Consider the following 12,178-nt stretch of genomic DNA (forward strand, 5'->3'; position numbering starts at 1 on the left):
GGCCACCCCCGGCCCCTCGGCCACCACGGCGGCCAGCGGGCCGTCTGCGATGCGTTTGACCAGGTCCTCGTGATCGATGCGCCCGGCCGCGGCCACCACGACGTCACCCGCACGGAGGACCCTGCGGTGGAACGCCCGCAGCGTCCGCGCGTCCAGGGCTTCCACCGACTCCTCGGTACCGATGATCGGGCGGGCCAGCGGGTCATCGCCCAACACGGCCCCGGTGGCGAGTTCGCAGGCGAGGTCCTCGGGGTCGTCGGCCCGCCCCGCGAGCTCGTCGAGCACCACGTCCCGCTCGATCTCCACGTCCTCCGGGTCACATGACCCGCGTGCCACCACGTCGACCAGCACGTCCACGGCCGTCGCCAGTCCCTCCGCGGGAACGTGGACGTGGTAGCAGGTGTGCTCCCGGCCCGTGTAGGCGTTGAGGTCACCCCCGAGGAGGTCGATCTGCTCGGAGAGTTCCCGGCCCGACGCCGTGGCGGTCCGCTTGAACAGGACGTGCTCGAGGAAGTGCGCGGCACCGTGTTCCTCGGGGGCCTCGTCGGCGGAACCCGCCGCGATCCACACCCCGACCGCCGCGGTGTGGCACCACGGGAGGTTCTCGGTGACCACCCGGAGCCCGGGGATCGATCTGTCCACCCTGATCGTCGGATCCACGGCGACTCTCCCTTCCAGCGATACGAGGCACGCACCCCGCATCGGGGGTGCGTGCCTCGTGAGGTGCCGGGGTGCGCGTTCTCGCCCCCGGCGGTGTATCAGTTGTCGTCGCCCTCGGCGTCAGCAGAGGATGCCGCCGCGGCGGACTCGTCGCCGACGGGCACGAGGCTGATCTTGCCGCGGTTGTCGATGTCGGCGATCTCGACCTGCATCTTGTCGCCCACGTTCACGACGTCCTCGACCTTGCCGACCCGCTTGCCCTGGCCCAGCTTGGAGATGTGCACCAGGCCGTCGCGGCCGGGCAGCAGCGAGAGGAACGCGCCGAACGGGGCGGTCTTCACGACCGTGCCGAGGAACCGCTCGCCGACCTTGGGCAGCTGCGGGTTGGCGATGGCGTTGATCTTGTCGATCGCGGCCTGCGCGGACTCGCCGTCCGTGGCCCCGATGTACACGGTGCCGTCGTCCTCGATCGAGACGGACGCGCCGGTCTCCTCGGTGATCGAGTTGATCATCTTGCCCTTGGGCCCGATGACCTCGCCGATCTTGTCGACCGGGACCTTGATCGCGATGATGCGGGGCGCGAACGGGCTCAGCTCGTCCGGCTCGTCGATCGCCTCGGCCATCACGTCGAGGATGGTCAGTCGGGCCTCGCGGGCCTGGGTGAGCGCGCCGGCCAGGACCTCGGACGGGATGCCGTCGAGCTTCGTGTCGAGCTGCAGCGCGGTGACGAACATTCCCGTGCCGGCGACCTTGAAGTCCATGTCGCCGAACGCGTCCTCGGCACCGAGGATGTCGGTGAGTGCGACGTAGCGGGTCTCACCGTCGACCTCGTCGGACACCAGGCCCATCGCGATACCCGCGACGGGGGCCTTGAGCGGCACACCGGCGTTGAGCAGCGACAGGGTGGAGGCGCAGACGGAACCCATCGAGGTGGAACCGTTGGAGCTGAGCGCCTCGGAGACCTGACGGATCGCGTACGGGAACTCCTCGACGCTCGGCAGGACCGGCATGAGCGCACGCTCGGCGAGCGCCCCGTGGCCGATCTCGCGACGCTTCGGTGACCCCACGCGACCGGTCTCGCCGGTGGAGTACGGCGGGAAGTTGTAGTGGTGCATGTAGCGCTTGCTGGTCTCCGGACCGAGCGAGTCGATCTGCTGGGCCATCTTGACCATGTCGAGCGTGGTGACGCCGAGGATCTGGGTCTCACCCCGCTCGAACAGGGCGGAACCGTGTGCCCGCGGGATGACCTCGACCTCGGCGGACAACGCGCGGATGTCCCGGATGCCGCGGCCGTCGATACGGAAGTGGTCCGTGAGGATCCGCTGCCGGACGATCTTCTTGGTGAGCGACTTGAACGCGGCACCGAGCTCTCCGATGCGCCCCTCGAACCGCTCCGAGAGCGAGTCGAGCACCTCGGCCTTGAGCTGGTCGGTCGCCCCGTCGCGCTCCTGCTTGTCCGCGATCGACATGATCTCGCCGAGCTTGGCCTCGGCCACCTCGGAGACCGCGGTGAACGCGTCCTCCTGGTACGGCGGGAAGAGCGGGAACTCCCGGGCCTCGGACGGGGCCGCGGTGGCCAGTGCCTGCTGCGCGGCGCACAGCTCGGAGATGAACGGCTTGGCCGCCTCGAGTCCCTGCGCCACGACGTCCTCGGTGGGCGCCTGCGCACCGCCCGCGATCTTCTCGATGACAGTGTCGGTGGCCTCGGCCTCGACCATCATGATGGCGACGTCGGCTGTGTCACCGGAGCCCACGACGCGACCGGCCACGACCATGTCGAAGACCGCCTCGGAGAGCTGCTCGACGGTCGGGAAGGCGACCCACTGCCCCTCGGGGCGGTCAGCGGTCGGGATGAGCGCGATCCGCACGCCGCCGACCGGGCCCGAGAACGGGAGGCCGGACAGCTGCGTGGAGGCGGACGCGGCGTTGATCGCCACGACGTCGTAGAGGTCCTTGGGGTCTAGGCTCATGATGGTCACCACGACCTGGACCTCGTTGCGGACCCCGTCCGCGAAGGTGGGGCGCAGCGGCCGGTCGATGAGGCGACACGTGAGGATGGCGTCGGTGCTCGGCCGGCCCTCACGGCGGAAGAACGAGCCCGGGATGCGACCCGCGGCGTACATCCGCTCCTCGACGTCCACCGTCAGGGGGAAGAAGTCGAAGTGCTCCTTGGGGTGCTTGCCCGCCGTGGTGGCGGACAACATCATGGTGTCGTCGTCGAGGTACGCGACGACGGCCCCGGCGGCCTGCTTGGCCAACCGTCCGGTCTCGAATCGCACCTCGCGGCGACCGAAGTCGCCGTTGTCGATGGTCGCGACGGTCTCGAAGACACCGTCTTCGACCTCGACGGCCGTGATCTCTGGCATGTGTAGTCCTGTCCTGTCGGTGACTGGGGGCCTCACGGCGGAGACGTCTCCGCCGGGCCCGCCGGGTCACACGTCAGGGAATCCCGGTTCGACTTCGGTCTTCGATCGAAGCGGCCGGAACCGGCGCCCCGTCCCGGGGCACCCGCGGTTCCGGCAGCCACTACCGAGGACCGTCAATCGGACCTGTCGACACCCGGTACGTGCGCACCGGCCGTGATCAGGCTACCAGGGAGAACACCCCGGGTCACCGGGGGACGCGCTGACACCGCCCCCGTACAGCACTGTTCCCCGCCCTCTTCGAGGACGGGGAACAGTGGGCGTGCGGGCGGGGTCCGCTCAGCGACGCAGGCCGAGGCGCTCGATCAGCGAGCGGTAGCGCGCGATGTCGACCTTGGCGATGTACTTGAGGAGGCGACGACGACGGCCGACCATCAGGAGCAGACCGCGACGCGAATGGTGGTCGTGCTGGTGGCTCTTGAGGTGCTCGGTCAGCTGGCTGATCCGCTTGGTGAGCAGCGCGACCTGGGCCTCGGGCGAGCCGGTGTCGGTCTCGTGGATGCCGTACTCGGCCAGTACGGCCTTCTTCTCTTCGGTGGTCATCGCCATGGGTGTCTCCTGGTTGTTCCAGTCCGCGAAAATGAATGACCCCGCCGCCGCGGACCGCAGGAGGGCCGAGAGAAGACGTTACCAGTGGACGGCCCCGGCGCCCCAATCGATGGTCAGCGGTGTCCGGCGCCGGCGTCGAGAACGGCCCTGGTCCTGGCGACGTCGCGGTCCATGGCCACAAGGAGCTCGTCGACCGAGGAGAACTTCTCCATGTCACGGACGTGGTCGACGAAGTCGACGGCCGCCACCCGTCCGTAGAGGTCCGCCGACTCGTCCAGTACGAACGCCTCCACACTGCGCGCCGCGTCCCCGAACGTCGGATTGGTCCCCACGGAGATCGCGGCCGGGTAGCGCCGACCGGGCTGGATCGACCCGTCGACCTCGTGGTCGTCGAGGAGGGTGAACCACCCCGCGTAGACGCCGTCGACGGGGACGGCCGTGTATTCCGGCAGGTCCAGGTTGGCCGTCGGGTACCCGAGGTCGCGTCCACCGCGTCCGGCACCGTGCACGACTATCCCGGACACGCGATGGGGACGGCCGAGGATCGTCGCCGCGCCGGCGACGTCGGACTCCGCGAGCAGACGCCGGATCCGGGAAGAGGAGACGGGCTCCCCCCCGGATTCCAGCAGATCCATCACCCGCACGTCGATCCCCCGATCGGCACCAAGCTCGCGCATCGTCTCCGGGGTGCCCGCCGCGCGTCGGCCGAACGAGAAGTTGCTCCCCACGGTGACGGAGCGACTCCGCAGCCCCCGGACGAGTACGCGGTCGATGAACTCGTTGGGTTCCCACGAGGCCATGTCGGTGTCGAAGGGCAGGGCGAAGACGGCGTCGACTCCGAGGTCGCCGGCCAGTTCCGCGCGTCGCTCCAGAGGGGTCAGGACGAGCGGATGGGTACCGGGTCGGATCACCTCGACGGGGTGCGGGTCGAACGTCACCAGGACCGGGCTCGCTCCCGACTCGCGTCCGGTACCCACCGCGTGCTCCACCAGACCCCGGTGACCTCGATGGAGGCCGTCGAACACCCCGAGTGCGACGGAGGTCCCGCCGTCGGGGATCACGATCTCGTCGAACGTCCGCCACAGCTGCACGGCGCCCACCTTACGCCCGGGTCTCACAGGCCTGCCGGTCGCATGACGACGACCGGAGCCGCGCGCTGTCCGGACTCGGACACCAGGGCGGCGACCCGTCCGTCCGGTCCCACTGCGGCGACCACCCCGTCGTCGCCGCGGGCCACCAGCCACCGTCCGTGTCGCAACCCCTCGGCCTCGTCCGCGTCGACGTCCCGGCGGGGGAAGGCGGTCAGCGCGGCGGCGTCGAGGTCCAGGGACAACCGCGGATCCTCCTCGAGCTCTCGGAGAGTTCGGGCGACATCCAGTCCGAACGGGCCGACGCTCGTGCGGCGCAGCGCGGTGAGATGTCCCCCCACGCCGAGCGTGGCACCGAGGTCGCGCGCCAGCGCGCGGATGTAGGTTCCGGTCGAACAGTCGACGACGACGACGAGGTCCACCACCTCTCCGGAACGCGTGCGCTCGCTGACCTCGAATCGCGATACGGTCACCGTCCGCGCGTCGAGCCGGACGTCCTCCCCGGCCCGCACCCGGTCGTAAGCGCGCCGACCGTCCACCTTGATCGCGCTCACCGAGGACGGGACCTGGTCGATCTCCCCGGTCAGCGCGGCGACCCCGGCGTCGATCGCCTCGTCGGTCACGGCGGAGGCGTCGACCCGCGCGGTGATCTCGCCCTCCGCGTCGTCGGTCGTGGTGGATTCGCCGAGCCGGATGGTGGCCTCGTAGGACTTGGTCTCCAGCGCGAGCAGGCCCAGGAGCTTGGTGGCCCTCTCGATCCCCACCACCAGGACGCCGGTCGCCATCGGGTCGAGCGTGCCGGCGTGCCCCACCTTGCGGGTGCCGAAGTACCGGCGCAGCCGCCCGACGACGTCGTGACTGGTCATACCCCCCGGTTTGTCGACCACCACGAGTCCGGGGGCGGGAGCGGGGCGGGGGTCGGGTCTGCGCGGGGTCACGCCGGACACGCTATCCCCCACCCGCAGGCCGGAGCACGATCGCCGAGGCCACGTAGCCGTCCCGCACCGCCCATCGGCCGCGGAGCTCCACCAGGTCGGGCCCGCCGTCGATCGCCTGTGGGTCGACGAGGATCCGCGATCGCAGGACGCCCGAGACGGACGCACCGTCGCCGTCCGTGGGTGCCAGGGTGATGTGCGCATCGGCGAATCCCAGCCACCTCCGCGTGAGCGGGTACCACGCCTTGTAGGTGGCCTCCTTGGCCGTGAAGAGCAGCCGGTCCCAGTGGACCGCCCCCTCCTCCCCACGGGCCGCACGCACCCACTCCGCCTCCTCGGGCAGCGAGACCGCTTCGAGCACCCCCTCCGAGAGCGGCCCGTGTGGTTCGACGTCCAGTCCGAGCGACCGGACCCGGTCGACCGGCGCCACCGCCGCGGCCCGCAGACCACCGGTGTGGGTGAGCGTGCCCACCACCCCCGGGGGCCACACCGGCATCCCCCTGCCACCACGGGTGATCGGCCCGGGGGGCACACCCAGTCGGCTCATCGCCTCGCGCGCGCACGCACGGGCCGCGGCGAACTCGATCCGGCGGCTCTCGACCGCTCTGCCGATCTGCTCGACCTCGACCGGGTACATGGCGGCCAGGGCGGCCGCGTCGCTCATGCCGAGCTCGTCGAACGACACGGCGACGACGTCATCGGGCAGTACGTCTCTGATCACCGTTCCTCCTCCAGGTCGGGGCCGTCCTCACCGGCTCGGGCTATCCTCGGCAGCCCGTCCCGGCCCCGGATCCACCGCACCTGCGGGTGGTCGGGGACGGGGAGGATCTGACGGGCGAGTGGATCGGGTCGGCCGCGGGCCGCCCACTCGCGTGGGTAACCCAGTGAGACCTCGTCGAACCGGACCGAGTCGTGGACGGTGGTGCGCGGGATGTGCAGGTGCCCGTAGACGCTCGCCGTGGCCCGGTAGCGGCGGTGCCAGTCCGCGGTCTGGTCGGTGCCGCACCACAGCGCGAAGTCGGGATGCCGCAGGACCTCCGTGGGCGCGCGCAGCAGGGGCCAGTGGTTCACCAACACGGTGGGGTGCGCCGGGTCCAGGGCCGCCAGTCTGGTGGTCGTGGCCACCAGGCGAGCGGCACACCAGGCGGCGGCGTCCGGGTACGGGGCGGGATCGATGAGGAACTCGTCGGATGCCACCACTCGTCGCTCCCTCGCCCCCGCGAGTGCCGATGCCCGGGACTGGCCCGGTGAGCGGGTCCACGAGTAGTCGTAGAGCAGGAACATCGGCACCACCCACGCCGGGCCTCCCGGACCGGTCCACAGCGGGTAGGGGTCCTCGGGGGTGTCCACCCCGATCGCGCGGCAGGCGTCCACCAGGCGGTCGTACTTGGTGGTGGAGGTGATCCCGTCGTCGTCGGAGGCGATCCACAACTCGTGGTTCCCCGGCACCCAGATCACCCGCTCGAACCGGTCGGCCAGGCGTTCCAGCGCGCCGATCACGTGGTCGACCTTCTCCGCCACGTCTCCGGCCACGATCAGCCAGTCGCCCGGGTGGGCGGGCAGGATGTCGTCGATGACGTCCGCGTTGCCACGGTGGCCGACGTGCAGATCGGACACGGCACGCAGACTCGGCTGGCCGGTCATGCCGGGGCCCCCTCGGAGGTTCGACGAAGTGGGGTCTCCGCACCCAGGACCAGCCAGCGGTCGCCGCGGACCCGCGCCACCACCGCGATGAGTCGCATCGCCACGAACACGCCCATTCCCCACCAGATACCGGCGAGCCCCCAGCCGAGGTGTCGCGTCGCAAGGAGTACCGGGAGGAAGCCGAAGAGGGCCGCGACCACCGTGCTGGTGCGGAGGTACGCGGCATCACCCGCGCCCAGCAGGACGCCGTCGAGCCCGAACACCAGAGCGGCCGGGACCACCACGATCGCCATCCCGGTCAACGCCACGACGAGTCGGCCTGCGACCTCGGCGTCACCGGACAGGAGGATCGACATCGGCGAGCGGAAGAGCGCCGTGAGCACCGCGAGCCCGACACCCAGACCCACCGACCACACGACCACCGCGCGGGCCAGGGCGCGGCCGTGGGCGGCGAGCCCCGCACCCAACGCGGCACCGACGAGCGACTGCGCCGCGATCGCGACCGAATCGAGGACCAGGGTGTACAGGGCCCACAGCTGCTGGGCCAGGTGGTGCGCGGCGAGTGAGTCGACCCCTGCCGCCGCGGCGGCCGTGGTGGCCACGGCGAAGGTCACCTGGAAGGACGCGGTACGGATGACCAGGTCCACCCCGAGGCGGAGCTGCTGGATGATCACGTTCCACCGGGGACGCAGGGACCCACGGTGCTCCAGCACCAGAGCACCGAGGAAGCCACCGGCCATGATCATCTGGCCGACCAGATTGGACCAGGCGCTTCCCACCAGGCCCAGAGCGGGTGCGGGACCGAGACCGGGCACCAGGACCACACACCCGACCGTGGAGACGCCGATCCCCACCGCCACCAGGACCAGTGGGGTCCTGAGTCGCTGCACACCCCGCATCCACCCGTGTCCGGCGGACGCGACCAGGATGCAAGGGATCCCCCACACCGCCACCCTCAGCCAGTCGGCGGCGCTCGCCGCCACCTCGGTGTCCGCGGCGAGTACGCGCGTCAGCGGCCCCAGCGACGCGTGCACGCCGACCACCACGACCACCCCCACCGAGAGCGCGATCCAGGTGGCCTGCACGCCCTCCGCCACCGCGTCGGAACGTCGCCCGGCTCCGTGGAGTCGGGCCGCCCGGGCGGTCGTCCCGTACGAGAGGAAGTTCATCTGGGTGCCGAGCACCACCAGGACCAGCGCGCCGACCCCGAGCGCCGCGAGGTCCTGTGGGCTCTGCCGGCCCACGACGATCCCGTCGACGAGCAGGTAGATCGGTTCGGCCGCCAACACCGGCAGCACCGGTAGCGCGATCGACCACAGGCGGCGCCCGATCTCACCCACACCGACGTCCGGAGCAGAGGACGGGCGCCCCGGGTCAGGCGAGGAGCTCACTGAGCCTCGCCGTGACAGATCCGAGGTCGCCGCTCACGGTGCACCCGGCCGCCGCCGGGTGTCCGCCGCCACCGAGCGTCGAGGCCACGGCAGAGACGTCCACTCCGTCGCCACCGCGGGAGCGGAGCGACACCGCGCACTCGCCCGGTCGGATCTCCTTGACGAGGACCGCGACCTCCGCCTCCCGGACCCCCTGCAGGTGGGACACGAGCGACTCGACGTCGGCCTCGTCGACCGACGCGACGACCGCGTGGGGGACCGTCAACCACACCACGCCCCGTCCTCCTGCCGCGTCCTCGTCCAGGCGCGCGGTACCCAGGAGCTCCCCCAGCACGCCGAGCCAGGAGAAGGAGTGGGCGTCGAGGAGCGCGAAGCCGAGCTCCCGGGACACCGCCCCGGCCGACAGCAGACGGCGGGCCGTGTCGTGCGACCCCGCGCCACCCCATCGGAAGGACCCGGTGTCGGTGACGAGCCCTGCGTAGAGGCTGGTGGCGAGGTCGGGGTCGACCGGGTAGCGACCGGCCTCGAGCACGTCGAGCACCAGGGTCGCGGTGGAGGCCGCCTCGGGATCCAGCAGCAGGTGCGTCCCGAATCCCGGGTTGGAACGATGGTGGTCCACCACGAGGATCTCCGTCGCCGAGCGGGCCAACCGTCCCCAGTCGCCGACGCGGTCCGGGCTGGCGCAGTCCAGCGTCACCACCAAACCGTCGTGTTCCGGCACCCGGTCGATCGGCACCACGTGTTCCGTCCCGGGGATCACCCGGAGCGCCTCCGGGACCGTCCCCGGGTCGAACGAGTGGTGGACGACGACGCCGTCTGCCCGCAGTGCGCGGGCGAGGCCCGCGGAACTCCCGAGGGCATCGGCGTCCGGGCGGACGTGGCACAGCACGGTCACCTCGCGGTGGCGCGCCAGGACCTCGGCCGCGCCGCCCGCGTCCACCAGGGTGGTCACCGGTCGTCGTCCTCCGGTAGCCCCACCTCGTCGTCCCTGCGGTAGGGGTCCTCGTCCCCCGCGGGCCGTGCGCCCTCCGCCACGCGGCGGACCTCCTCGTCCTGCGCGCGGGCCTTGGCGAGCAACTCCTCCATCTGGCGCGCCGCATCAGGTACGGCATCCAGCCGGAAGGTCAGCTCGGGGGTGAACTTGACCCCCGTCTGCTTGCCCACCATCGTCCGCAGCCGGCCCCGTGCGTTCGCCAGGGCCTCCCCCGCGTCCGCGATGTCGGGCTCCTCGTCGAGCGTCCTCCCCCGAACCGTGTAGTAGAGGGTGGCCACCCTCAGATCCGCGGTGATGCGTGAGTCCGTGATGGTGATGAACTCGAGACGCGGATCCTTGATCTCGTGCTCGATCGCCGTCGCGACGATCTCCCCGATCCGTTTGCCGAGCCGTCCGGCCCGTCCCTTTCCGGCCATGGCGATCCTCCTTGACGTGGTGCGGCCGCCGGGCGGCCGCTCGATACCCAGAATGCCGTGGGGGCAGGCCCGCAGACCACGGAACCTGCCCCCACGGGTGTCGCCGTCGACGTCAGTCGCGCGGCTTCTCGACGAGCTCGTAGGTCTCGATGACGTCGCCGATCTTGATGTCGGAGTACGTCACGGTCAGACCACACTCGAAGCCCTCGCGGACCTCGGTCGCGTCGTCCTTCTCGCGGCGCAGCGAGGACACGGTCATCTCCTCGACAACGACCTTGCCGTCGCGGATGAGACGGGCCTTGGCGTTGCGCCGGATGATCCCGTCGAGGACCATGCAACCCGCGATGTTGCCGAGCTTGGAGGAGCGGAACAGCTGGCGGATCTCCGCCTGCCCGAGCTTCTTCTCCTCATAGATCGGCTTGAGCATCCCCTTGAGCGCACTCTCGATCTCGTCGATCGCCTGGTAGATGATCGAGTAGTACCGGATGTCCACGCCCTCGCGGTTGGCCAGCTCGGTCGACTTGCCCTCCGCGCGGACGTTGAACCCGATGATCACGGCGTCGGATGCGGCCGCCAGGTTGACGTTGGTCTCGGTGACCGCACCGACACCGCGGTCGATCACTCGCAGCTGCACCTCGTCGTCGATCTCGATACCCATGAGGGCCTCTTCGAGGGCCTCGACCGTGCCGGAGTTGTCGCCCTTGATGATGAGGTTGAGCTGGCTCGTCTCCTTGAGATGCGAATCCAGGTCCTCGAGGCTGATCCGACGGCGGGACCGAGCGGCGAGCGCGTTGCGCTTGCGCGCGTTTCGCTTGTCGGCGATCTGCCGTGCGGTGCGGTCCTCCTCGACCACCATCAGGGTGTCGCCTGCGCCACAGACACTGGTCAGACCGATCACCTGGACCGGACGGGACGGAGTCGCCTCGACGACGTCCTCCCCGTGCTCGTCCACCATGCGACGAACTCGCCCGTACGCGTCGCCCGCGACGATCGAGTCGCCGACCCGAAGCGTTCCGCGCTGGATGAGCACCGTGGCGACCGGACCGCGGCCGCGGTCGAGGTGCGCCTCGATGGCCACGCCCTGGGCGTCCATGTCCGGGTTGGCCCGCAGGTCCAGCGACGCGTCCGCGGTGAGGACGACCGCCTCGAGGAGGGACTCGATGTTGAGCCCCTGCTTGGCGGAGATGTCGACGAACATGGTGTCGCCGCCGTACTCCTCCGGGACGAGCCCGTACTCGGTCATCTGGCCACGGATCTTGTCGGGCTGTGCGCCTTCCTTGTCGATCTTGTTGACCGCCACGACGATCGGCACGTCGGCCGCCTGTGCGTGGTTGATCGCCTCGACCGTCTGCGGCATCACGCCGTCGTCCGCCGCGACCACGATGATCGCGATGTCCGTCGACTTGGCGCCGCGGGCACGCATGGCGGTGAACGCCTCGTGACCCGGGGTGTCGATGAAGGTGATCGTGCGGTCGATCTCGTCGACCGGCACGGTGACCTGGTAGGCACCGATGTGCTGGGTGATGCCACCGGCCTCGCCCTCGCCGACCTTCGCGGACCGGATGCTGTCGAGCAACCGCGTCTTACCGTGGTCGACGTGACCCATGACGGTGACGACCGCGGGACGGATCTCGAGATCGTCCTCGCCGCCCTCGTCCTCGCCGAAGGACAGATCGAACGAGTCGAGCAGCTCGCGGTCCTCGTCCTCGGGGCTGACGACCTGGACCTTGAAGCCCATCTCCTCGCCGAGGAGCTGCAGTGTCTCCGGGGTCACGGACTGCGTGGCCGTGACCATCTCGCCCAGGTTGAACAACGCCTGGACGAGCTGCGACGGGTTGACGTCGATCTTGTCCGCGAAGTCGCTCAGCGAGGCACCCTGTGCCAGCCGCAGGACCTGCCCACGACCGTCGGGGAGCCGGACGCCGCCGACCTCGGGGGCCCGCATCGAGTCGTATTCTTGACGCTTCTGCCGCTTGGACTTGCGACCTCTGCGGGGCGCGCCACCGGGGCGACCGAACGCACCGGCCGCACCGCTGCGGCCACGGTTGCCTCCGCCACCGCCGGGACGACCGCGGAAA

General features: G+C 70.6%; 11 protein-coding genes. All 11 read right to left on the reverse strand.

Annotated features, from left to right (window positions below):
• Positions 1 to 660, reverse strand: a 660-nt coding sequence (locus tag G6027_RS05800) for an insulinase family protein (RefSeq protein WP_182636249.1), incomplete at its 3' end; no start/stop codon positions are given.
• 98 nt (positions 661 to 758) lie between these two features.
• Positions 759 to 3,026 carry a polyribonucleotide nucleotidyltransferase gene (locus G6027_RS05805; RefSeq protein ID WP_182636251.1) on the reverse strand — a complete coding sequence of 756 codons (2,268 nt, stop codon included), beginning with the start codon at positions 3,024 to 3,026 and terminating at the stop codon, positions 759 to 761.
• 336 nt (positions 3,027 to 3,362) lie between these two features.
• Complete coding sequence (gene rpsO / locus G6027_RS05810) at positions 3,363 to 3,632, reverse strand: 30S ribosomal protein S15 (protein WP_107747462.1); 270 nt, start codon at positions 3,630 to 3,632, stop codon at positions 3,363 to 3,365.
• 113 nt (positions 3,633 to 3,745) lie between these two features.
• Positions 3,746 to 4,723 carry a bifunctional riboflavin kinase/FAD synthetase gene (locus G6027_RS05815; RefSeq protein WP_182636253.1) on the reverse strand — a complete coding sequence of 326 codons (978 nt, stop codon included), beginning with the start codon at positions 4,721 to 4,723 and terminating at the stop codon, positions 3,746 to 3,748.
• A 23-nt stretch (positions 4,724 to 4,746) separates the two neighbouring features.
• Entirely contained in the window at positions 4,747 to 5,658 is a 912-nt protein-coding gene (truB, locus tag G6027_RS05820; protein ID WP_182636256.1) for a tRNA pseudouridine(55) synthase TruB, read from the reverse strand.
• 10 nt (positions 5,659 to 5,668) lie between these two features.
• A complete protein-coding gene (locus tag G6027_RS05825; RefSeq protein WP_182636258.1) occupies positions 5,669 to 6,376 on the reverse strand; it encodes a 4'-phosphopantetheinyl transferase superfamily protein in 708 nt (235 codons plus the stop codon).
• Positions 6,373 to 7,299, reverse strand: a complete 927-nt coding sequence (locus G6027_RS05830; RefSeq protein WP_182636260.1) for a metallophosphoesterase — start codon at positions 7,297 to 7,299, stop codon at positions 6,373 to 6,375. The genes G6027_RS05825 and G6027_RS05830 overlap by 4 nt, the downstream gene beginning before the upstream one ends.
• Entirely contained in the window at positions 7,296 to 8,639 is a 1,344-nt protein-coding gene (locus G6027_RS05835) for an MATE family efflux transporter (RefSeq protein ID WP_182636262.1), read from the reverse strand. Before G6027_RS05835 ends, G6027_RS05830 begins: the two co-directional genes overlap by 4 nt.
• A 34-nt stretch (positions 8,640 to 8,673) precedes the next feature.
• A complete protein-coding gene (locus tag G6027_RS05840) occupies positions 8,674 to 9,642 on the reverse strand; it encodes a DHH family phosphoesterase (protein ID WP_182636264.1) in 969 nt (322 codons plus the stop codon).
• Positions 9,639 to 10,100 (reverse strand): 30S ribosome-binding factor RbfA, encoded by a 462-nt coding sequence (rbfA, locus tag G6027_RS05845; RefSeq protein WP_182636266.1) that lies wholly within the window; start codon positions 10,098 to 10,100, stop codon positions 9,639 to 9,641. The genes G6027_RS05840 and rbfA overlap by 4 nt, the downstream gene beginning before the upstream one ends.
• Before the next feature lie 112 nt (positions 10,101 to 10,212).
• Positions 10,213 to 12,178, reverse strand: a 1,966-nt coding sequence (gene infB / locus G6027_RS05850; protein WP_182636268.1) for a translation initiation factor IF-2, incomplete at its 5' end; no start/stop codon positions are given.

The organism is Dietzia sp. SLG310A2-38A2 (genome assembly GCF_014145095.1).
In the GTDB taxonomy this organism is placed as follows: domain Bacteria; phylum Actinomycetota; class Actinomycetes; order Mycobacteriales; family Mycobacteriaceae; genus Dietzia.

Bases quoted from the DNA above. Each gene is read 5' to 3' on its own strand.
- G6027_RS05830 (WP_182636260.1), bottom strand. From the start codon at position 7,299: ATGACCGGCCAGCCGAGTCTGCGTGCCGTGTCCGATCTGCACGTCGGC.
- rbfA (WP_182636266.1), bottom strand. From the start codon at position 10,100: ATGGCCGGAAAGGGACGGGCCGGACGGCTCGGCAAACGGATCGGGGAG.
- rpsO (WP_107747462.1), bottom strand. From the start codon at position 3,632: ATGGCGATGACCACCGAAGAGAAGAAGGCCGTACTGGCCGAGTACGGC.
- G6027_RS05805 (WP_182636251.1), bottom strand. From the start codon at position 3,026: ATGCCAGAGATCACGGCCGTCGAGGTCGAAGACGGTGTCTTCGAGACC.